The organism is Pseudomonas sp. KB_12, from assembly GCF_052114545.1.
Classification (GTDB): domain Bacteria; phylum Pseudomonadota; class Gammaproteobacteria; order Pseudomonadales; family Pseudomonadaceae; genus Aquipseudomonas; species Aquipseudomonas brassicacearum.
This window is the reverse complement of sequence record NZ_JBFREY010000001.1, coordinates 153819-175230: the sequence shown is the minus strand read 5'-3', so window position 1 is coordinate 175230 and position 21412 is coordinate 153819. Positions and strand designations below refer to the sequence as shown.

The window sequence follows — 21412 nt, the reverse complement described above, 5'->3', positions numbered from 1 at the left end:
ACTTGGCATAATTTGTGCCGACAAAATGCGCGCAGAGTATAGGGGCGGTTCTGCCCCTATTCAACTGTCGGGTAGTGATTTCCGACTGCGCGCTACAAGAGCAATTGTTTCAGCGAATGTGTGCAAGGACACCTTGCAGCTCATCGAGGGAGTTGTAACCAATCACCAATTGCCCCTTGCCCTTCTTTCCGTGGCGGATCTGCACCGCAGAGCCCAGGCGCTCGGCCAGGCGTTGTTCCAGGCGAGCGATATCAGGATCGGTTTTGGGTGCCTCGACAGGGGCCGGTTTGCCGCTCAGCCACTGGCGAACCAGTGCCTCGGTTTGGCGCACAGTCAGACCGCGTGCGACAACATGTCGCGCCCCTTCAACCTGTTGATTTTCCGGCAAACCGAGCAACGCCCGGGCATGACCCATTTCCAGGTCGCCATGGGACAGCATGGTCTTGATGACTTCCGGCAACGCAATCAGGCGCAGCAGGTTGGCCACGGTCACGCGGGACTTGCCCACCGCCTCGGCAACTTGTTGCTGGGTCAGCTGGAATTCCTGCTGCAAGCGCTGCAGGGCCACGGCTTCCTCGATCGGGTTGAGGTCTTCACGCTGGATGTTCTCGATCAGCGCCATGGCGATGGCCGTTTCATCCGGTACATCGCGGACCATCGCCGGGATGGTTTCCTGGCCGGCCTGCTGGCTGGCGCGCCAGCGACGTTCGCCGGCAATGATCTCGAAGCGCCCATTGGCGATCGGCCGGACCACGATCGGCTGCATCACGCCCTGGCTCTTGATCGACTGGGCCAATTCTTCCAGCGCCTGCGGATCCATGTCCCGACGCGGCTGATATTTACCGCGCTGGATCAGGTCCAGCGGCAAATGCTGCAACTCACGCTGATCGACCTGGACGGCCTGTTCTTCCAGCGAGCTGACAGTGGGACCGCTGAGCAGTGCATCCAGTCCACGTCCGAGACCTCGTTTCTTGACGGCCATGGGGTTTCCTTAAGTTGGCTGGGCTGCAGCGGTGCGTGGATTGCGGCGCTGACGGCGAACCATCTCGCCCGCCAGGGCCAGGTAAGCCAGCGCACCACGGGATTGTTTGTCGTAGGCCAGGGCCGGCATGCCGTAGCTCGGCGCTTCGGCCAGACGGATGTTACGCGGGATGACCGTGTCGTAGAGCTGCTCGCCGAAGTGTTCCTTGAGCTGGGCCGAAACATCGTTCATCAGGCTCAGGCGCGGGTCGTACATGGTCCGCAGCAGGCCTTCGACCTTCAGGTCCGGGTTCAGCAGTTCGGCGATGCGCTTGATGTTATCCACAAGGTCGCTCAAGCCTTCCAATGCGAAGTATTCGCACTGCATGGGGATAATAACCCCATCGGCCGCCACCAGGGCGTTGAGGGTCAGCATCGACAGCGACGGCGGGCAGTCGATCAGGATGTAATCGTAGTTTTCCCGGATCGGCGCCAAGGCGCTGCGCAGACGGCTTTCCTTCATCTGCATTTCCAGCAGCACCACTTCGGCCGCCGTCAGGTCACGGTTGGCCGGCAGCAGTTGATAACCGCCGTGTTCGGAGAAGTGCATGGCCTGGCCCAGATCGCATTCGCCGATCAGGACGTCGTAGATGGAGTTTTCCAGGCCATGCTTATCCACACCGCTACCCATGGTGGCGTTGCCCTGTGGATCGAGATCGATCAACAGCACCCGGCGCTTGGTCGCGACCAGGGATGCTGCGAGGTTGATACAGGTGGTGGTCTTGCCCACACCACCCTTCTGGTTCGCTATCGCGAATACCTTAGCCATTCTTGCTTGTGTTCCCAATCATGCCGTGCGGCGCAGTATCAGCAGATGGCGTTGGCCTTGGCAACCGGGTACGGCCAAGGCGTGTTCGCTATCGAGGTGGAAGTCTGCCGGCAATGCTACCAGCTCATCGGCTGGATGAACGCCCTTCATTGCCAGCCAGCGCGTATCGGCGTCGCCCAGGTGGCGAGTCCAGTTGCTGAAGTTCTCCATGCTGCTGAACGCCCGGGAGATGATCCCGTTGAACGGCTCGGCAGGCTGGAACGCTTCGACGCGGCTGTGGATAACTTGCAGGTTATCCAGTTTGAGTTCGAGTTTGACCTGGGTCAGGAAGCGGGTTTTCTTGCCGTTGCTGTCCAGGCAGGTCACTTGCGAGTCGGGAAACAGGATCGCCAGCGGGATTCCCGGCATGCCCCCGCCACTGCCGACATCCAGCCAGCGACCGTTTTCGATGAAGGACATGACGCTGAGGCTGTCGAGCAAATGGCGCGAGACCATTTCATCCGGATCGCGCACGGCGGTCAGGTTGTAGGCCTTGTTCCATTTGATCAACAACGCCAGATAACCCAGCAATTGCGCGTGCTGGGCTTCGGTCAAGTTGACGCCGAGCTGACGGGCACCTGTGGATAACTCTTCAGCGTGTTGCGAGGTGACCATCGAACTCAAGCGCTTTGCTCCAACTGGCGGCCGGCGCCGCGTTTTTTCAAATGAATCATCAACAGGGAAATCGCCGCTGGCGTAACGCCTGGAATACGCGAGGCCTGGCCCAGGGTTTCTGGACGGGTCGCACCGAGCTTGCTCTGGATTTCTTTCGACAGCCCGGAAATGCCGGTGTAATCGATATCCACAGGCAGCTTGGTGTCTTCACTGGCGCGCAGACGGGCGATTTCGTCTTGCTGGCGGTCGATGTAACCGGCGTATTTGGTCTTGATCTCGACCTGTTCGGCCACTTGCGGATCTTCCGCACCCTGGCCGGTCACTTCCACCAGCCCGGCATAATCGATTTCCGGACGGCTCAAGAGGTTCAACAGGTTGTATTCGTGGGTCAGTGGCGTGCCGAATTTCGCAGCAATGGCATCGCCCTGCTCGGTACCGGGACGAACCCAGGTGCTTTTCAGGCGCTGCTCTTCCAGCTCGATGCACTCGCGTTTCTTGCAGAACGCGGCCCAACGCACGTCGTCCACCAACCCCAGTTCGCGACCTTTCTCGGTCAAGCGCAGGTCGGCGTTGTCTTCACGCAGGATCAGGCGGTATTCGGCGCGGGATGTGAACATCCGATACGGTTCCTGGGTGCCCAGGGTAATCAGGTCATCCACCAGCACACCGATGTACGCCTCGTCACGACGCGGGCACCAGGCTTCTTTGCCCTTGGCGAGCAGTGCGGCGTTGGCTCCGGCGAGCAAACCCTGGGCACCCGCTTCTTCGTAGCCGGTGGTGCCGTTGATCTGCCCGGCGAAGAACAGACCGCCGATAGCTTTGGTTTCCAGGCTGTACTTCAGATCACGCGGATCGAAGTAGTCGTACTCGATCGCATAACCCGGACGCACGATGTGCGCGTTCTCCATGCCACGGATCGATTGCACGATCTGCAATTGCACGTCGAACGGCAGACTTGTGGATATCCCGTTCGGATACAACTCATGGGTGGTCAAACCTTCCGGTTCGATGAACACCTGATGGCTTTCCTTGTCGGCAAAGCGATGGATCTTGTCTTCGATCGACGGGCAATAGCGCGGGCCGACACCTTCGATTTCACCGGCAGCGGAATACATCGGCGAACGATCGAGGTTCGCCGCGATGATTTCGTGGGTGCGGGCGTTGGTGTGGGTGATCCAGCAACTGACTTGCCGTGGATGCTGTTCCTTGTTGCCCATGAACGACATCACCGGGATCGGCGTATCGCCAGGCTGCTCGGTCATCACCGAGAAATCCACGGACTTGCCGTCGATGCGAGGTGGCGTACCGGTTTTCAGGCGCCCGACACGCAATGGCAACTCACGCAGACGGCGAGCCAGAGCAATCGACGGCGGATCACCGGCGCGACCGCCGGAAAAATTCTGTAAACCGATGTGGATAAGTCCGCCAAGGAAGGTCCCGGTGGTCAACACCACGGAATCGGCGAAGAACCGCAGGCCCATTTGCGTGACGACACCGCGTACCTGGTCCTGCTCGACGATCAGGTCATCGGCCGCTTGTTGAAATATCCACAGGTTCGGCTGGTTTTCCAGGATTTCACGGACAGCGGCCTTGTACAGGACTCGGTCGGCCTGGGCGCGAGTAGCGCGCACGGCTGGGCCTTTGCGGCTGTTCAATACGCGAAACTGGATACCACCCTTATCGGTGGCCATGGCCATCGCGCCGCCTAGGGCATCGATTTCCTTGACCAGGTGGCTTTTGCCGATCCCACCAATGGCAGGGTTGCAACTCATGGCACCGAGGGTTTCCACGTTATGCGTCAGCAACAGGGTTTTTGCCCCCATGCGTGCTGATGCAAGTGCTGCCTCGGTACCGGCATGACCGCCGCCGATGACGATCACTTCAAAACGGGAAGGGAAATCCACCACGCACCTCGTGCCTGCTTAATTCAGGTAATTCGGAAATAGGTCTTGAGCCTGGCCAGAGCGTTTTTCGAGCCAGGTCGGCAAGTATAGGGACTTCCCCTTTCCTAAAGAACCCTTTGCACAAAATTTAACCAGCTGTGGAAAAGTCGCGGTTAAAGAAATTAAAAAGAAAGAAATTTATAAAACCTTTGTTTTTATGTTTATTCTTACTGAGCCACTTATCTGTGGATAACGTTACACAGGCCTTTATTTACAGTGTGTACAGAGATTCAAAACCCTGTGATCAGGTGGCAATGAGGGGCTTGGATAACCGGTGTAAGCCTGTGGATGAATGGGCCTGTTATCCACAGAGGCGGTTATCTTCAGTTTTGAAGGGGGTTTATCAACCGACCTCAATGGCAGTTATTCACAGGGCTTAATCCACAGAAAACCGCCGCAATGGACCGTCGCAGCGTCCACAGGCAAGCCGCCATCAAGGGCAATCGTTTCAAAAATAGAGGGGAGGAACCGGGTTTGTGTTGGACTCGAGAGGCTTCGAGGACAAACCCGGTTTGAAAGTCGGGGTTATTTACCGATGCAGAAGCTGGAAAAGATCCGCCCCAACAGGTCATCGGAGCTGAAGGCGCCGGTAATTTCCCCAAGGGAATGTTGGGCCTGGCGAAGGTCTTCGGCCAACAACTCACCCGCCCCCGCCAAGGTCAGCTGCGCACGACCGTGTTCCAGGGCGGCGCTGGCATGGCGCAAGGCTTCAAGATGCCGCCGGCGGGCGCTGAAGCTGCTTTCCGAGGTCTGCTCATAGCCCATGCAGGCCTTGAGGTGTTCACGCAGCAACTCCAGGCCTTCACCCGCCGCCTTCGCGCTCAGGCTGATGGTCACATGGCCGTCGTTGCTGACCTCAAGGACAATTGCTTCCCCGGTCAGGTCGGCCTTGTTGCGGATCAAGGTGACTTTCGCTGGATCCGGGCGGACTTCGAGGAATTCAGGCCACAAGGCAAATGGATCGTCCGCTTCCGGTGCGGTGGCATCCACCACCAGCAGGACCCGATCGGCTTCACCGATGGCCTTGAGCGCCCGCTCAACGCCGATTTTTTCCACCTGGTCATCAGTGTCGCGCAAACCTGCGGTATCCACTACGTGCAGTGGCATGCCATCGATGTGGATATGTTCACGCAATATGTCCCGGGTGGTGCCGGCGATCTCGGTGACAATCGCCGCCTCGCGCCCGGCCAGGGCATTCAACAGGCTCGACTTGCCGGCATTCGGCCGCCCAGCGATCACCACGGTCATCCCATCGCGCAGCAAGGCGCCCTGCCCGGCTTCGCGCAGTACTGTGGATAACTCATCGCGCACTTTATCCAGCATGCTCAGCACGTGACCATCGGCCAGGAAGTCGATTTCCTCTTCCGGGAAATCAATCGCCGCCTCGACGTAAATCCGCAGGCCAATCAATTGTTCGGTGAGGTTATGCACACGCAGGGAAAACGCACCCTGCAAGGACCGCAATGCGTTGCGTGCCGCTTGTGCCGAACTGGCTTCGATCAAATCGGCGATCGCCTCGGCCTGGGCCAGGTCGAGCTTGTCGTTGAGGAATGCCCGTTCACTGAACTCACCCGGCCGGGCCAGGCGACAGCCCAGTTCCAGGCAACGCTTGAGCAGCATGTCCAGCACGATGGGGCCGCCATGCCCTTGCAGTTCCAGTACGTCTTCGCCGGTGAACGAATTCGGCCCCGGGAAATATAACGCCAGCCCCTCGTCGAGGACCTGCTGGTCATCACTGAAAAACGGGCCGTAATGAGCAAACCGCGGTTTGAGTTCACGACCGCTGATAGCCTTGGCCGCGACACTGGCCAAGGGCCCCGAAATACGGACGATGCCGACACCGCCGCGACCTTGGGCGGTGGCAACGGCGGCGATGGTTTCACGCGGAGCGCTCATAAACCGGTATCCAGACAAAAGTGACAGATAGCAAAACGCCCCACTAGGGGGCGTTTTGTGTGGTTATCCACAGAGCAAGTTACGCCTCGGCTTTTTTCGTAGCCGCTTCGATCTTACGCGTGATGTACCACTGCTGAGTGATGGACAACACGTTGTTCACAACCCAGTACAGCACAAGACCAGCCGGGAACCACAGGAAGAAGAAGGTGAAGATGATTGGCATCATTTTCATGACCTTCGCCTGCATCGGATCCGGAGGCGTTGGGTTCAGCTGCTGCTGGATGAACATGGTCGCACCCATGATGATCGGCAGGATGAAGAACGGATCCTTGATCGACAGGTCGGTAATCCACAGCATGAACGGTGCCTGACGCATCTCCACGCTTTCCAGCAAGACCCAGTACAGCGACAGGAACACGGGCATCTGTACAAGAATCGGCAAGCATCCACCCAGCGGGTTGATCTTCTCTTTCTTGTACAACTCCATCATGGCCTGGGACATTTTCTGCCGGTCATCGCCATGTTGCTCTTTCAGCGCGGCCAGTTTCGGCGCCACAGCGCGCATGCGAGCCATGGATTTGTAGCTGGCGGCCGACAATGGGAAGAACAGACCCTTGATCAGCATGGTCAGGAAAATGATCGACCAGCCCCAGTTACCGACGATGCTGTGGATATGTTGCAGCAGCCAGAAGATCGGCTGGGCAATGAACCACAGGAAACCGTAGTCCACGGTCAGTTCCAGGCCTGGGGACAACTCTTTCAGCACGGCCTGGCTTTTAGGGCCGGCATACAGAATGGCGCTGGTTTCGGCTTTCGCACCTGGTGCGGCAGTCAATGTCGGGCCGGTGTAGCCGATGATGAAGTTGCCTTTGCTGTCTTTACGCGTCTGGACGACGTTGCTGTCGCCTTTCTGCGGGATCCAGGCTGTTACAAAGTAGTGCTGCAGCCAGGCAACCCAGCCACCTTGGACGGTTTCCTTGAGCGGGCCCTTGTCCATGTCCTTCATGGAGACTTTCTTGTACGGCTCCGAACTTGTCCACAGGGCGGCGCCCAGGTAAGTCGCGGTGCCGGTGGCAGTGCTCGAAGACGGATCGGAGCTGGCGTCACGCTTCAATTGCGCGAACATCGCACCGGACCAGGGCTGTGCGCTCTGGTTGTCGATCAGGTAAGAGACGGTTACGTCATACAAGCCACGTTTCAAGGTGAAACGCTTGATGTAGTTGACGCCATCCTTGCTGAACTTCAGGTCCACGACCAGTTGGTCCTGACCGTCAGCCAGTTGATAAGTCTTCTTCTCGGCGGAGTAGACCGGGCGACCGGCCGGGCTCGAATCCGGGCCGTTGGTACCGATCAGGCCACTTTGGGCCAGATAGGTGCGCTCGTTACCGTTGTCGAACAACTGGAACGGGATTTCCGGATGATCCTGGCGACGCGGATACAGCGGCAGCTTCAGCTGGGCGACGTCACCACCTTGTGGATCGATTGCCAGCTCGAGCACGTCCGTCTTGATCTGGATGAGATCTTTGCTTACGGCCACGGGGGCTTCGGCGGGAGCGCTGGTATCGCTTGCCGCGCGCGGGATGTCGTCATTGCTGGCAGCATTGTTGCCAACTGGGGCATCCGGCAGGCTCGGTGCGGTATTGCTGGCTGCAACATTCTGAGTCGGCAGGGCAGCCTGGCCATAGTCCTGGTTCCATTTAAGGACCATGACGTAGGACACGATTGCCAGGGCGACGATCAGGATCGTGCGTTTGATATCCATGATTACTCGGCCATCGAAGAAGAACGGGAGGTAGGGATAGGCGGAACCGGGTCATAACCGCCGGGATTCCACGGATGACAGCGACCTAAACGACGAAAGGTCAGCCAGCCACCGCGCAGTAGGCCATGATTTTCTATGGCTTCGTACGCGTAGCAGGAACAACTGGGGTAGAAACGACAGTGACTGGCCATCAAAGGACTAATGGCATAGCGGTAAAACTGGATCGGAACGAGTGCCAGTTTACGCATCGGGACTGTCTACCCCTACAGTTTCGGTGTTGACTGCTGGTACTGGCTTGTTGCGGGCCAGACGCTTCCAGAGCTTGCCGAAATGCTGAATCAATTCGGGGTTTTCTACGTCACCCAAACCTTTGCGCGCGACGATAACAATGTCCCATCCAACCAGTGAATCCTGGTTCAGGCGAAACGATTCGCGCATCAGACGTTTGAGGCGATTGCGCTGAACAGAGAGCTTGACGCTCTTTTTCCCGATAACCAGCCCTAGTCGGGGGTGATCGAGATCGTTACTGCGCGCAAGGAGCAGGAGATTTTTCCCCGGAACCTTGCCGGTAGGGGAGTCAAAGACTGCCTTGAAATGCCGGGGTGTAAGCAGACGCTTTTCCCGACTGAAGTCCTGACTCACCTCCAGTGCCGGATTATCAAACTGCCAGACGCGCACGACCTTTGGCGCGACGACGCGACAGGACGGCACGACCGTTCTTGGTAGCCATGCGAGCACGGAAACCGTGGGTACGAGCGCGTTTGATAGTGCTTGGTTGGAAAGTACGTTTCATGTCGTGTTACCTGGTTCGTCCACAACGGGCCGGAATGGCCCCCGTTTTAAGAGACCGGGGATTCTAGAGAAAGCAAGCCTCTAGGTCAATTTCCAACCAGCGTTTCCTTTAAATAGATATCCGGACGCTTGGGCGGATTCATCACACGACGCTAGATATAGAAATAAAGAAGGGAATTATTTAAGGCTTTTCTGTAAAGCTTATAAAAGCAAGGCCGCCACCTGTCTGTGGATAACCATGCGTAGGCCTTGTAATCCGCCATGTACAGAGAATGACAACTACAGGGGAAAGCAGTGGCCAGCCTGTGCTGCGCTGTCGGATAAGCTGTGTGTGGAATGCCATGTTATCCACAGGGCGGTTATCCACCGACTTTCGCCCCCACTTGTGCAACGACCTCAGGCCCGGTTATCCACAGAGCTTATCCACTGACCGCCCGTCGTCTTTCTTGCGGTTAACGCATTGATAAATCATGGGCGATCAGCAAGCTGCATGTGGATAAGTGGGCGTCTGCTCGCTACAATGGCCGCTTGTTTTTGCCTCACCGGCTTTCAACTTAGGGGATATCCGTGTCAGTGGAACTTTGGCAGCAGTGCGTGGAGCTTTTGCGCGATGAGCTGCCTGCCCAACAATTCAACACTTGGATCCGTCCACTACAGGTCGAAGCCGAAGGCGACGAGTTGCGTGTCTATGCACCGAACCGTTTCGTTCTCGACTGGGTCAACGAAAAGTACCTGGGCCGGGTCATGGAACTGCTCGACGAGCATGGCAATGGCATGGCGCCTGCGTTGTCCTTATTAATAGGCAGCAAGCGCAGCTCGGCACCGCGCGCCGCACCCAACGCGCCGCTGGCCGCCGCAGCGTCACAGGCCCAGCAGGCTGCAACGGCACCGGTTAACAACCATACTGCCCCGGCACCCGCGCCTGCCCCGAGCAAACGCAACGCACAAAAGGTCGCCGAGGTCAGCGAAGAGCCCTCCCGGGACAGCTTCGACCCGATGGCCGGTGCCAGCTCCCAGCAGGCTCCGGTGCGTGCCGAACAGCGCACCGTCCAGGTCGAAGGTGCGCTCAAGCACACCAGCTACCTGAACCGGACCTTTACCTTCGAGAATTTCGTCGAAGGTAAATCCAACCAACTGGCTCGCGCTGCGGCCTGGCAGGTCGCGGACAACCCCAAGCATGGCTACAACCCGCTGTTCCTTTATGGCGGCGTAGGCTTGGGTAAGACCCACTTGATGCATGCGGTGGGCAACCACCTATTAAAGAAGAACCCGAATGCCAAGGTCGTGTACCTGCATTCCGAGCGTTTCGTGGCCGACATGGTCAAGGCGCTGCAACTGAACGCGATCAACGAGTTCAAGCGTTTCTACCGTTCGGTGGACGCTTTGCTGATCGACGATATTCAGTTCTTCGCCCGCAAGGAACGTTCCCAGGAAGAGTTTTTCCACACCTTCAACGCATTGCTTGAAGGCGGGCAGCAGGTCATTCTCACCAGTGACCGCTACCCGAAAGAAATCGAAGGCCTTGAAGAGCGCCTAAAGTCGCGTTTCGGCTGGGGCCTGACGGTGGCCGTCGAGCCGCCCGAGCTGGAAACCCGGGTCGCGATCCTGATGAAGAAAGCCGACCAGGCCAAGGTCGAGCTGCCTCACGATGCCGCGTTCTTCATCGCCCAGCGTATCCGCTCCAACGTGCGTGAGCTCGAAGGTGCCCTCAAGCGGGTGATCGCTCACTCGCACTTCATGGGCCGTGACATCACCATCGAGTTGATTCGCGAATCCTTGAAGGACCTGTTGGCGCTTCAGGACAAACTGGTTTCTGTGGATAACATTCAGCGAACCGTTGCGGAATACTACAAAATCAAGATTTCCGACCTGCTGTCCAAACGCCGTTCGCGTTCGGTAGCACGTCCGCGTCAGGTGGCCATGGCCTTGTCCAAGGAATTGACCAACCACAGCCTGCCGGAAATCGGCGATGTGTTTGGCGGACGCGACCATACCACCGTGCTGCACGCCTGCCGCAAGATCAACGAACTTAAGGAATCCGACGCGGACATCCGCGAGGACTACAAGAACCTGCTGCGTACACTGACCACTTGATGACCACCAGCGCAGCTTATTAAGGCAAGGGACTAGACCATGCATTTCACCATTCAACGCGAAGCCCTGTTGAAACCCCTGCAACTGGTCGCAGGCGTCGTCGAACGCCGCCAGACCTTGCCGGTACTTTCCAACGTGCTGCTGGTTGTCGAAGGCCAGCAATTGTCGCTGACCGGTACCGACCTGGAAGTCGAGCTGGTCGGTCGTGTGCAACTTGAAGAACCGGCCGATCCGGGTTCCATCACCGTGCCGGCGCGCAAGCTGATGGACATCTGCAAGAGCCTGCCCAACGACGCGCTGATCGACATCAAGGTCGATGAGCAAAAGCTCGTGGTCAAGGCCGGCCGCAGCCGCTTCACCTTGTCCACGCTGCCAGCCAACGATTTCCCGACCGTTGAAGAAGGCCCGGGTTCGCTGACCTGCAGCCTGGACCAGAGCAAATTGCGTCGCCTGATCGAACGCACCAGTTTCGCCATGGCCCAGCAGGACGTGCGTTATTACCTCAACGGCATGCTCCTGGAAGTGTCGGCCGGCGTCATCCGCGCCGTCGCCACCGACGGCCACCGCCTGGCCATGTGCTCGATGCAGGCCGATATCGGTCAGCCGGATCGCCACCAGGTGATCGTGCCGCGCAAAGGTATCCTGGAGTTGGCCCGCCTGCTGACCGAGCCGGACGGCAACGTCAGCATCGTGCTGGGCCAGCACCACATCCGCGCCACCACTGGCGAGTTCACCTTCACGTCGAAGCTGGTGGACGGCAAGTTCCCTGACTACGAGCGCGTGCTACCAAAAGGTGGCGACAAGCTGGTCCTGGGCGATCGCCAGGCGCTGCGCGAAGCTTTCAGCCGTACCGCGATCCTGTCCAACGAGAAGTACCGTGGCATCCGCCTGCAACTGGCCAATGGTCAGCTGAAGATCCAGGCGAACAACCCGGAGCAGGAAGAAGCGGAAGAAGAAGTAGGCGTTGAGTACAACGGCGGCTCCCTGGAAATCGGCTTCAACGTCAGCTACCTGCTCGACGTGCTGGGCGTGATGACCACCGAGCAAGTGCGTCTGATCCTGTCCGACTCCAACAGCAGTGCGCTGGTGCAGGAGTCCGATAACGACGATTCGGCTTACGTTGTCATGCCGATGCGTCTGTAACCAGCTAGATGTCCTTAAGTCGCGTCTCGGTCACCGCGGTGCGCAATCTGCACCCGGTGACCTTCTCCCCTTCCCCCCGCATCAATATCCTTTACGGCGCCAACGGCAGCGGCAAAACCAGCGTCCTGGAAGCCGTGCACCTGCTAGGGCTTGCCCGTTCGTTTCGCAGCACCCGCCTGTTACCGGTCATCCAGTACGATCAACTGGCATGCACGGTGTTCGGGCAGGTGGAACTGGCTGAAGGTGGCCATAGCGCCCTGGGGATATCGCGGGACAGGCAAGGCGAGTTCCAGATCCGCATCGATGGGCAGAACGCTCGCAGCGCTGCTCAGCTGGCAGAGATCCTGCCATTGCAGTTGATCAACCCGGACAGCTTCCGTCTGCTGGAGGGCGCACCGAAGATTCGCCGGCAATTTCTCGACTGGGGCGTGTTCCACGTGGAACCGCGCTTCATGACCACTTGGCAACGCCTGCAGAAGGCGCTGCGCCAGCGAAACTCTTGGCTGCGACATGGTACACTTGACGCCGTTTCGCAAGCGGTTTGGGACAGGGAACTGTGCCAGGCCAGCGCTGAAATCGATGAATACCGCCGCGCTTACATCAAAGCCTTGAAACCGGTCTTCGAGCAGACCTTGAGCGAACTGGTTGAGCTTGAGGGCCTGACGCTCAGCTATTACCGAGGCTGGGACAAGGACCGGGAACTGAGCACCGTGTTGGCTGGCTCGCTGCAGCGCGACCAGCAGATGGGCCATACCCAGGCCGGACCACAACGTGCTGACTTGCGTCTCAGATTGGGCGCACATAACGCCGCGGACATCTTGTCCCGGGGGCAGCAGAAGTTGGTGGTGTGTGCCTTGCGCATAGCCCAGGGGCATCTGGTCAGCCAGGCCCGCCGCGGTCAGTGTATTTATCTGGTGGATGACTTGCCGTCCGAGCTGGACGAAGCCCACCGCCGCGCACTATGCCGCTTGCTGGAAGACTTACGCTGCCAGGTTTTCATCACCTGTGTAGATCACGAATTATTGAGGGAAGGCTGGCAGACGGAAACGCCAGTCGCTCTGTTCCACGTGGAACAGGGCCGTATCACCCAGACCCACGACCATCGGGAGTGAAGGCATTGAGCGAAGAAAATACGTACGACTCAACGAGCATTAAAGTGCTGAAAGGCCTGGATGCCGTACGCAAACGTCCCGGTATGTACATTGGTGACACCGACGATGGTAGCGGCCTGCACCACATGGTGTTCGAGGTGGTCGACAACTCCATCGACGAAGCCCTCGCCGGCCATTGCGACGACATCAGCATCATCATCCACCCGGATGAGTCCATCACCGTTCGCGACAACGGCCGTGGCATCCCGGTAGACGTGCATAAAGAGGAAGGCGTTTCCGCCGCCGAGGTCATCATGACCGTCCTCCACGCAGGCGGTAAGTTCGACGACAACTCCTACAAGGTCTCTGGCGGCCTGCACGGCGTAGGTGTTTCGGTAGTGAACGCACTGTCGGAAGAGCTGGTCCTGACCGTTCGCCGCAGCGGCAAGATCTGGGAGCAGACCTACATCCACGGCGTGCCCCAGGCACCCATGGCGATCGTTGGCGACAGCGAAAGCACCGGCACCCAGATTCACTTCAAGGCCTCGAGCGAAACCTTCAAGAACATCCACTTCAGCTGGGACATCCTGGCCAAGAGGATTCGTGAACTGTCCTTCCTCAACTCCGGTGTCGGCATCGTCCTCAAGGACGAGCGCAGTGGCAAGGAAGAGCTGTTCAAGTACGAAGGTGGCCTGCGTGCGTTCGTTGAGTACCTGAACACCAACAAGACCCCGGTCAACCAGGTGTTCCACTTCAACGTCCAGCGTGAAGACGGCATCGGCGTGGAAATCGCCCTGCAGTGGAACGACAGCTTCAACGAGAACCTGTTGTGCTTCACCAACAACATCCCGCAGCGCGACGGCGGTACTCACCTGGTGGGCTTCCGTTCGGCGCTGACCCGCAACCTGAACACCTACATCGAACAGGAAGGCCTGGCGAAGAAGCACAAAGTCGCCACCACCGGTGACGATGCCCGTGAAGGCCTGACCGCGATCATCTCGGTGAAAGTGCCGGATCCGAAGTTCAGCTCCCAGACCAAGGACAAGTTGGTGTCTTCCGAAGTGAAGACCGCGGTCGAACAGGAGATGGGCAAGTACTTCTCCGACTTCCTGCTGGAAAACCCGAACGAAGCCAAGCTGGTGGTCGGCAAGATGATCGACGCCGCTCGTGCCCGTGAAGCGGCGCGCAAGGCCCGTGAGATGACCCGCCGCAAAGGCGCGCTGGACATCGCCGGCCTGCCGGGCAAACTGGCTGACTGCCAGGAAAAGGACCCTGCCCTGTCCGAGCTGTACCTGGTGGAAGGTGACTCTGCTGGCGGTTCCGCCAAGCAGGGCCGCAACCGCCGTACCCAGGCCATCCTGCCGCTCAAGGGCAAGATTCTCAACGTCGAGAAGGCGCGCTTCGACAAGATGATTTCCTCCCAGGAAGTCGGCACCTTGATCACGGCGTTGGGCTGCGGCATTGGCCGCGAAGAGTACAACATCGACAAGCTGCGCTATCACAACATCATCATCATGACCGATGCTGACGTCGACGGTTCGCACATCCGTACCCTGCTGCTGACGTTCTTCTTCCGTCAGTTGCCGGAGCTGATCGAGCGCGGCTACATCTACATCGCCCAGCCGCCGCTGTACAAGGTCAAGAAAGGCAAGCAAGAGCAATACATCAAAGACGACGACGCCATGGAAGAGTACATGACGCAGTCGGCCCTGGAAGACGCGAGCCTGCACCTGAACGAAGATGCCCCAGGCATTTCCGGTGAAGCCCTCGAGCGCCTGGTGAATGACTTCCGCCTGGTGATGAAGACCCTCAAGCGTCTGTCGCGCCTGTACCCACAGGAACTGACCGAGCACTTCATCTACCTGCCCGCCGTAAGCCTGGAGCAACTGTCCGATCACGCAGCGATGCAGGATTGGCTGGCCCAGTACGAAGTACGCCTGCGCACCGTGGAAAAATCCGGCCTGGTCTACAAAGCCAGCCTGCGTGAAGACCGTGAACGTAACGTCTGGCTGCCGGAGGTCGAGCTGATCTCCCACGGCCTGTCGAACTACGTCACCTTCAACCGCGACTTCTTCGGCAGCAACGACTACAAGACCGTCGTATCCCTCGGCGCGCAACTGAGCACGCTGCTGGACGACGGTGCGTACATCCAACGGGGTGAGCGCAAGAAAGCCGTGACCGAGTTCAAGGAAGCCCTTGAATGGCTGATGGCCGAAAGCACCAAGCGCCACACCATCCAGCGATACAAAGGTCTGGGTGAGATGAACCCGGATCAGCTGTGGGAAACCACCATGGACCCAGGCTCGCGCCGGATGCTGAAAGTCACCATCGAAGACGCCATTGGCGCGGACCAGATCTTCAACACCCTGATGGGTGATGCGGTCGAGCCTCGTCGTGACTTCATCGAGAGCAATGCGCTGGCGGTATCCAACCTGGATTTCTGATCCCTTCAGCAGCACCGCTCCAAAAAAAAGCCAACGCTTATGCGTTGGCTTTTTTTTACGTTTGAAAAACGTGCACCCTTTTCAGGCCTGTGGATAAAAAACGGGGTAACTCGGTAACACCTTGGCACAAAGCCTTCACGCTCAATAGGTTAGGAATTGAGTGAGAGCCCCGGATAACGGGGCCTCAGATTTTCTGGCGCAGAACTTGCGTGTTGAATAAATTACACATCGTTTCTTTAAATTGACAGGGGAGCGGTGGGTACGAGGTGACACGAATAAATCCAACACCAAGGGTAGTCTCAATGAGCGGTACGCAAACTTCCAATCATCTGGAGCAAGGGCTCAAACCCCGGCATGTGACGATGCTATCCATCGCCGGCGTCATCGGCGCTGGCCTTTTCGTTGGCTCCGGCCACGCCATCGCGGCGGCCGGTCCAGCCGTGCTGCTGGCTTACGCTGCCGCGGGTGCCCTGGTGGTGCTGGTGATGCGGATGCTGGGCGAAATGGCGGTGGCCTCGCCCGACACCGGTTCCTTCTCCACCTATGCTGACCGTGCGATTGGTCATTGGGCCGGTTTCACCATCGGCTGGCTCTACTGGTGGTTCTGGGTGCTGGTGATTCCGCTGGAGGCCAACGCCGCCGCGACTATCCTGCATGCCTGGTTTCCGAACGTGGCGATCTGGGCCTTCACCTTGGTCATCACCCTGCTGCTGACGGTCACCAACCTGTTCAGCGTGAAGAATTACGGGGAATTTGAATTCTGGTTCGCCTTGGTCAAGGTAGTGGCGATCATTGGCTTCATCGGTCTTGGTGTGATGGCGATCTTCGGCGTGCTGCCCACCAGCCAGGTCAGCGGTGTTTCGCACCTGTTCGACACCCAGGGCTTCCTGCCCAACGGTATGGGCGCGGTGTTGGGGGCAATCCTGACCACCATGTTTTCGTTCATGGGCACCGAGATTGTGACCATCGCGGCGGCCGAATCGAAGAACCCTGGCCAGCAGATTTCCAAGGCGACCAACTCGGTTATCTGGCGGATTGGCTTGTTCTATCTTGTGTCCATCTTCATCGTTGTCGCCCTGGTGCCGTGGAACGATCCGCTCCTGGCCAGCGTCGGTTCCTACCAGACGGTGTTGGAGCGCATGGGCATCCCCAATGCCAAACTGATCGTCGATATCGTCGTTCTGGTGGCAGTTACGAGCTGCCTGAACTCGGCGCTGTATACGGCTTCGCGGATGATGTTCTCGTTGGGCAAGCGTGGTGATGCGCCGGCCGTTTCCCAGCGCACCAACAAGAGCGGTACACCTTACTGGGCGGTGATGCTGTCGACCGGGGCGGCCTTCCTGGCGGTATTCGCCAACTACGTGGCGCCGGCTGCTGTGTTTGATTTCCTCCTGGCCAGCTCCGGCGCCATTGCGTTGCTGGTGTACCTGGTCATCGCGATTTCGCAGCTGCGCATGCGCAAACAACGCATGGCGCGTGGTGAAAAAGTCGCCTTCAGCATGTGGCTGTTCCCCGGCCTGACCTACGCGGTGATTGTCTTCATCGTCGGGGCCTTGACCATCATGCTGTTCCAGGAAGCCCATCGTGTGGAGATCCTGGCGACGGGGCTGCTGAGTGTTTTGGTGGTGGTGTCCGGTTTGCTGATACAGCGCCGCCGGATCGCAAAGGCAGGAAGCCTGGTGCAGACGATCGGTTGATATCCATTGTGGCGAGGGGATTTATCCCCTCGCCACGGATGTAATCAAATAACTAACTCGCGACAGACGCTTCGCTCCCCGCCGTCACACTCTCCAACCGATACCCATACCCATAAATCGTCAGCAATTGCCAACCCCGGTCTGCCGTCAGGCCGAGCTTGTTGCGCAGGCGATAGATGTGGGTGTCGAGCGGGCGGGACGAGGTCATTTCCTCGTGGGTCCAGAAGCGTTCATAGAAATACTCCCGAGACAGCGGCCGGCCCAGGTTGGCGAACAGGCACCGGGCCAGGCGGTATTCTCGCTCGGTCAGGCTGATGGGTATGCCGGCGCGGGTAATGGTCAGCTCGGCGTCGTCGAACGCCAGGTCGTTGAACACCAGCACGTCGCTGGCGGGCGCGCGTTGCAGGTTGTGACGGCGCAACACAGCGGTGACCCGGGCCTTGAGCTCGTTGGGTCGGAAGGGTTTGCTCACATAGTCGTCAGCACCGGCGTTGAGGGCCTGGACGATGTCGTGTTCGCCGTCGCGGCTGGTCAGCATGATGGCGGCCGGTGGCGAATCCATGTGCTCGCGGGTCCAGCGCAGCAATGAAAGCCCGCTGATGTCCGGCAGTTGCCAGTCGAGGATCAACAGGTCGAAGGTTTCCCGGCGCAGTTGCCGCAACAAGTCCTCGCCTCGCTCAAAGCTGTGCAGGGTCCAGGCTTGCTCGCCCCTGCCGGGGATTTGTTGCAGGGTCTGTTCTACCCGGCGTAGCTCGGCCGGTTCATCGTCCAGTATGGCGACACGCATGGAATGCGATTCCTTGATCTCGAGAGTAACGGACATCTTCAGGTGGCAATGAAACGCAGCCGGTGGCTGATTCGTTGTCATTGACCTGTCGCTGGCTGCGACAATACCGGCTCGCGGCACAGAGGGAAAGGCAGCAGCGCGTCACCCATCGAGTCCCGTTATAGTCACGGGCTTTGCAGGCCCGTAAAGAAATCCCCAGTGCTTGAGGTTGGCCAGGAGGCCTATGAGTAACCAGCGTCGCCGTGAAAGTCGTGAGCCAACCCAGGTCCAGCGGTTGTTTCGTCAGTTGGTGCGGGAGTGGTTGTGGATAAGTTTGTTGCTGTTGCCGCTGACGGCCTTGCTGTCATTGAGCAGCCAATCGACGGGTAACCATCCAGGCGCTGTGTTGTTGTCGGTGTGTCTGGTGGCCTGTGTATTGGGCTTGCTGCTGTTGCGCCCGCGCCTGGCCTTGTGGACAACAGTGGGCGGCATGAGCCTGGCCCTGTTGATCAGTGCAGTGCTGGGCGCGCGAGGCTGGTGGTGGTCGCCCATGGCAAGTGTGCTGGGCATGCTGTTCGGCTACCTGATCTGGAATTGGCGGCGCCTGAGCGTGGTGCTGGCCTATTTCGGCTGGGAGCTGGCACGCCTGGACGCGGAGCCCAAGGTTTTCCCGGAGCGTCGCCGCGCCTCCTACACCGGCAGCGACCGCTTGCAGGGTCAGATCATGGCCCTGGAACAAGCCATGAGTCGAACCCGCGACACCCGGCGCTTCATTGCCGACGGCCTGGAATACCTGCCGGTGGCGACCATGATCAGTGATCCTCAAGGCAAGCTGTTGCTTGGCAATCGCAAGGCGCGCGAGCTGTTCGGCTATGGCCTGGCGGGCGGCGACGTGCTGGAGCATCTCGGGCAATTGGGTTATCCAGGGTTGGAGCATGGGGCGCATCATCGGTTATCCACATTGCCCTTGGTGGAGTTTCGCGACATTCGCGAGCGCAGCTTGCGCCTGGAACGGGCGGCGTTATTGCCGGTTGATGGCGATGCGCCGATTGGCTGGTTGTTGAGCCTCACGGACCTGAGTGCCGAACGTGAGGCTGAAGAACAGCGCAGCGTCATGCTGCGTTTTCTCTCCCACGACTTGCGCGCCCCGCACTCGGCGATCCTTGCATTGCTCGATGTGCAGCGGCATCAGGTCGGTGGGGATAATCCGCTGTTCGACCAGATCGAGCGCCAGGTACGTCGCGCCCTGGACCTGACCGAGGGCTTCGTGCAATTGGCCAAGGCCGAATCCGAGGCGTATCAATTCCAGCCGACGCTGTTCGCCATGCTGGTGCTGGATGTGCTCGACCAGGCGCTGCCCATCGCCCAGGCAAAACGCATCCAGTTGATTCATGAAATAGAGGATGAAGAGGCGATGGTGAGGGCGGATCAACCGTTGCTGACCCGTGCCCTGTTCAATCTGCTGGAAAACGCCATCAAGTACAGTGCGCCCGACGCCTGCATTTCGCTGCAGGTTCATTGCACCCCGGGCTGGTTGATCTGCAATGTCGCCGACCAGGGCAAAGGCATCAGCGCCGAAGAACTACCCGACCTGTTCAGTCAGTACCGACGGTTTTCCTCGGCTCACGGGGTCGATGGAATTGGCTTGGGGCTGTCGATGGTCAAGGCCGTGGTTGACCATCACGAGGGGAAAATCGAGTGCCGTAGCGTGGTGGGTAAAGGCACGACGTTCAGCCTGCGTTTCCCGTTATTGGAAGATTGAAAAAGATCGCGGCTTTCGGCTGTAGGAGCTGCCGAAGGCCGCGATTTTTTGGTGCTATAAAAAACTTATGCACCTAACCGCGGGTTTTATGTGTTTAGGAAATATGTATTAAAAACATAGACCTACAGCATAAAAACAACGGATTTCGAAAAAACGGTACACAGGTTATCCACAGATCTCAAACAGCGAGCTGGTCGGTGGTGGCCGGTGTTGTCGGGGTCGGAGGCAGCGAGCCCATTTCCCGTTGTGTCTGTTCATTCCAGGCTTGGACTCGGTCATTGAGCTCGGCGATGGCGCGCGGCCCAGTGCCTTCGGCATACATCGGCGCGCCGATCACCACAGTGATGACGCCTGGTTTCCTGATCCAGCCAGCCTTGGGCCAGAATTTGCCGGCATTGTGTGCAATCGGCAGCACGGGTAGATCAGCGTTCACGGCCAATGCCGAACCGCTGCGGGAGAATTTGCCGACGGTTCCATAAGGAACACGGGTGCCCTCGGGGAAGATCAGCACCCAAACGTTATCCTTGAGCAGTTCGTCGCCCTTTTTCGCGACCTGCTTGAGGGCTGCCTTGGGGTTGTCGCGATCGATAGCGATCGGGCGCAGCATCGCCATGGCCCAGCCGAAGAACGGCACGAACAACAGTTCACGCTTGAGCACTTGGCTCAACGGTTCGAAATAGGCCGAGAGAAAGAACGTTTCCCAGGTGCTCTGGTGGTTGGACTGGATCACGCAGGGCCGGTCAGGCACGTTCTCGGCACCTTTGATTTCATAGCTGATGCCCAGGAACACCTTGCTCAACCACAGTGCGCAGCGGCACCAGTACACGTTGATGAAGCGGTAGCGCGCCTTGAACGGCAAGAAAGGCGCGATAAAAAAACTCAAGGAACACCACAGCAAGGAACTGGTGCCCAACAGCAGGTAAAAGAGAAAGGCGCTGATGGCCTGCAATATAGACATAGCGGCATTTACCGTTGCGGGCAATGCCCGCCTGTTCAAGCGCTTCCCGAACAATCCTTGATCAGGTTGTCTTGGGAGCTCTAATTGTGGATAAGTTCAGCGGCAATCGCCGCCAAGTCGTCAAAAATCAAGGTGCCCACCGGTAGGGTCTTGCCCAGAGTCTTCTCGCCTTTCCCGGTCTTTACCAAAACTGGCTGACAATCGACGGCTTTGGCCGCCTCCAGGTCACCGAGGCTGTCGCCGGCGAACCACACACCCGCCAGCGCCACGCCGTAATGCGCGGCAATGGTTTTCAACATGCCCGGCTTGGGCTTGCGGCAATCGCAACCTTCGTCCGGCCCGTGCGGGCAATAGACGATCAGCCCGACTTCCCCGCCCTGCTCCGCCACCAATGCACGCAGGTGCTCGTGCATGGCTTCGAGCATGGCGAGGTCATAATAACCGCGGGCAATGCCCGACTGGTTGGTGGCAACCGCCACCGTCCAGCCGGCCTTGCTCAACTGCGCGATGGCTTCGATTGAACCGGGTAGCGGCAACCACTCCTCCACCGATTTGATGTAAGCGTCGGAGTCGTGATTGATCACCCCGTCCCGATCGAGAATCAGCAGTTTCAACAGCAGC

Annotated in this window: 18 protein-coding genes; 6 read left to right on the top strand and 12 right to left on the bottom strand. The window is 58.7% G+C overall.

Features of this window, described 5'->3' with window-relative positions; all coding sequences use genetic code 11:
• Positions 1-109 precede the first annotated feature (109 nt).
• The 9 genes from AB4Z20_RS00835 to rpmH all read right to left on the bottom strand — a co-directional run bounded on the left by AB4Z20_RS00835 (position 110) and on the right by rpmH (position 8837).
• Complete coding sequence (locus AB4Z20_RS00835) at positions 110-982, bottom strand: ParB/RepB/Spo0J family partition protein (protein WP_003207098.1); 873 nt, start codon at positions 980-982, stop codon at positions 110-112.
• Positions 983-991: 9 nt separating this feature from the next.
• Positions 992-1789 carry a ParA family protein gene (locus tag AB4Z20_RS00830; RefSeq protein WP_003207100.1) on the bottom strand — a complete coding sequence of 266 codons (798 nt, stop codon included), beginning with the start codon at positions 1787-1789 and terminating at the stop codon, positions 992-994.
• Between the two features lie 18 nt (positions 1790-1807).
• The gene (gene rsmG / locus AB4Z20_RS00825) at positions 1808-2443 is read right to left on the bottom strand and encodes a 16S rRNA (guanine(527)-N(7))-methyltransferase RsmG (RefSeq protein WP_249877389.1); all 636 of its coding nucleotides are present in this window, start codon (positions 2441-2443) and stop codon (positions 1808-1810) included.
• 5 nt (positions 2444-2448) lie between these two features.
• A complete protein-coding gene (mnmG, locus tag AB4Z20_RS00820) occupies positions 2449-4347 on the bottom strand; it encodes a tRNA uridine-5-carboxymethylaminomethyl(34) synthesis enzyme MnmG (protein WP_442089142.1) in 1899 nt (632 codons plus the stop codon).
• A gap of 564 nt (positions 4348-4911) precedes the next feature.
• Positions 4912-6282: a tRNA uridine-5-carboxymethylaminomethyl(34) synthesis GTPase MnmE gene (mnmE, locus tag AB4Z20_RS00815; protein WP_253470571.1), complete on the bottom strand. Its 1371-nt coding sequence runs from the start codon at positions 6280-6282 to the stop codon at positions 4912-4914.
• Between the two features lie 79 nt (positions 6283-6361).
• Entirely contained in the window at positions 6362-8044 is a 1683-nt protein-coding gene (gene yidC / locus AB4Z20_RS00810; RefSeq protein ID WP_258690090.1) for a membrane protein insertase YidC, read from the bottom strand.
• 2 nt (positions 8045-8046) lie between these two features.
• Entirely contained in the window at positions 8047-8292 is a 246-nt protein-coding gene (yidD, locus tag AB4Z20_RS00805; RefSeq protein ID WP_010465488.1) for a membrane protein insertion efficiency factor YidD, read from the bottom strand.
• Positions 8285-8686, bottom strand: a complete 402-nt coding sequence (gene rnpA, locus AB4Z20_RS00800; RefSeq protein WP_003207107.1) for a ribonuclease P protein component — start codon at positions 8684-8686, stop codon at positions 8285-8287. The genes yidD and rnpA overlap by 8 nt, the downstream gene beginning before the upstream one ends.
• Before the next feature lie 16 nt (positions 8687-8702).
• Positions 8703-8837, bottom strand: coding sequence for a 50S ribosomal protein L34 (rpmH, locus tag AB4Z20_RS00795; RefSeq protein WP_003213577.1), 135 nt, complete (start codon positions 8835-8837; stop codon positions 8703-8705).
• Positions 8838-9403: 566 nt separating this feature from the next.
• Between rpmH and dnaA the strand changes: the two genes are divergently transcribed.
• The 5 genes from dnaA to gabP all read left to right on the top strand — a co-directional run bounded on the left by dnaA (position 9404) and on the right by gabP (position 17305).
• Positions 9404-10930 carry a chromosomal replication initiator protein DnaA gene (dnaA, locus tag AB4Z20_RS00790; protein WP_253470575.1) on the top strand — a complete coding sequence of 509 codons (1527 nt, stop codon included), beginning with the start codon at positions 9404-9406 and terminating at the stop codon, positions 10928-10930.
• Between the two features lie 39 nt (positions 10931-10969).
• On the top strand, positions 10970-12073 hold the full coding sequence (dnaN, locus tag AB4Z20_RS00785; protein WP_003196145.1) for a DNA polymerase III subunit beta: 1104 nt from the start codon (positions 10970-10972) through the stop codon (positions 12071-12073).
• Positions 12074-12081: 8 nt separating this feature from the next.
• Entirely contained in the window at positions 12082-13185 is a 1104-nt protein-coding gene (gene recF, locus AB4Z20_RS00780) for a DNA replication/repair protein RecF (RefSeq protein WP_003196148.1), read from the top strand.
• 5 nt (positions 13186-13190) lie between these two features.
• The gene (gyrB, locus tag AB4Z20_RS00775; RefSeq protein WP_253470577.1) at positions 13191-15608 is read left to right on the top strand and encodes a DNA topoisomerase (ATP-hydrolyzing) subunit B; all 2418 of its coding nucleotides are present in this window, start codon (positions 13191-13193) and stop codon (positions 15606-15608) included.
• 302 nt (positions 15609-15910) lie between these two features.
• Positions 15911-17305 carry a GABA permease gene (gene gabP / locus AB4Z20_RS00770; protein WP_214511131.1) on the top strand — a complete coding sequence of 465 codons (1395 nt, stop codon included), beginning with the start codon at positions 15911-15913 and terminating at the stop codon, positions 17303-17305.
• Positions 17306-17357: 52 nt separating this feature from the next.
• On the opposite strand, the gene AB4Z20_RS00765 is transcribed toward gabP, so the two are convergent.
• Positions 17358-18092 (bottom strand): response regulator transcription factor, encoded by a 735-nt coding sequence (locus AB4Z20_RS00765; protein WP_253470579.1) that lies wholly within the window; start codon positions 18090-18092, stop codon positions 17358-17360.
• A gap of 223 nt (positions 18093-18315) precedes the next feature.
• Between AB4Z20_RS00765 and AB4Z20_RS00760 the strand changes: the two genes are divergently transcribed.
• Complete coding sequence (locus AB4Z20_RS00760; protein WP_442089141.1) at positions 18316-19833, top strand: ATP-binding protein; 1518 nt, start codon at positions 18316-18318, stop codon at positions 19831-19833.
• A gap of 178 nt (positions 19834-20011) precedes the next feature.
• On the opposite strand, the gene AB4Z20_RS00755 is transcribed toward AB4Z20_RS00760, so the two are convergent.
• Both AB4Z20_RS00755 and gmhB read right to left on the bottom strand, forming a co-directional pair.
• Positions 20012-20791 (bottom strand): lysophospholipid acyltransferase family protein, encoded by a 780-nt coding sequence (locus AB4Z20_RS00755; protein ID WP_214511134.1) that lies wholly within the window; start codon positions 20789-20791, stop codon positions 20012-20014.
• Between the two features lie 80 nt (positions 20792-20871).
• A complete protein-coding gene (gmhB, locus tag AB4Z20_RS00750) occupies positions 20872-21411 on the bottom strand; it encodes a D-glycero-beta-D-manno-heptose 1,7-bisphosphate 7-phosphatase (RefSeq protein ID WP_442089168.1) in 540 nt (179 codons plus the stop codon).
• Position 21412 lies beyond the last annotated feature (1 nt).

Excerpts from the sequence above, each read along its gene's own strand:
- dnaN (WP_003196145.1), top strand. The coding sequence starts at position 10,970 with ATGCATTTCACCATTCAACGCGAAGCCCTGTTGAAACCCCTGCAACTG.
- AB4Z20_RS00760 (WP_442089141.1), top strand. The coding sequence starts at position 18,316 with ATGAGTAACCAGCGTCGCCGTGAAAGTCGTGAGCCAACCCAGGTCCAG.
- yidD (WP_010465488.1), bottom strand. The coding sequence starts at position 8,292 with ATGCGTAAACTGGCACTCGTTCCGATCCAGTTTTACCGCTATGCCATT.
- mnmE (WP_253470571.1), bottom strand. The coding sequence starts at position 6,282 with ATGAGCGCTCCGCGTGAAACCATCGCCGCCGTTGCCACCGCCCAAGGT.
- rpmH (WP_003213577.1), bottom strand. The coding sequence starts at position 8,837 with ATGAAACGTACTTTCCAACCAAGCACTATCAAACGCGCTCGTACCCAC.
- rsmG (WP_249877389.1), bottom strand. The coding sequence starts at position 2,443 with ATGGTCACCTCGCAACACGCTGAAGAGTTATCCACAGGTGCCCGTCAG.
- gabP (WP_214511131.1), top strand. The coding sequence starts at position 15,911 with ATGAGCGGTACGCAAACTTCCAATCATCTGGAGCAAGGGCTCAAACCC.
- yidC (WP_258690090.1), bottom strand. The coding sequence starts at position 8,044 with ATGGATATCAAACGCACGATCCTGATCGTCGCCCTGGCAATCGTGTCC.
- AB4Z20_RS00830 (WP_003207100.1), bottom strand. The coding sequence starts at position 1,789 with ATGGCTAAGGTATTCGCGATAGCGAACCAGAAGGGTGGTGTGGGCAAG.
- AB4Z20_RS00755 (WP_214511134.1), bottom strand. The coding sequence starts at position 20,791 with ATGTCTATATTGCAGGCCATCAGCGCCTTTCTCTTTTACCTGCTGTTG.
- AB4Z20_RS00765 (WP_253470579.1), bottom strand. The coding sequence starts at position 18,092 with ATGCGTGTCGCCATACTGGACGATGAACCGGCCGAGCTACGCCGGGTA.
- recF (WP_003196148.1), top strand. The coding sequence starts at position 12,082 with ATGTCCTTAAGTCGCGTCTCGGTCACCGCGGTGCGCAATCTGCACCCG.
- AB4Z20_RS00835 (WP_003207098.1), bottom strand. The coding sequence starts at position 982 with ATGGCCGTCAAGAAACGAGGTCTCGGACGTGGACTGGATGCACTGCTC.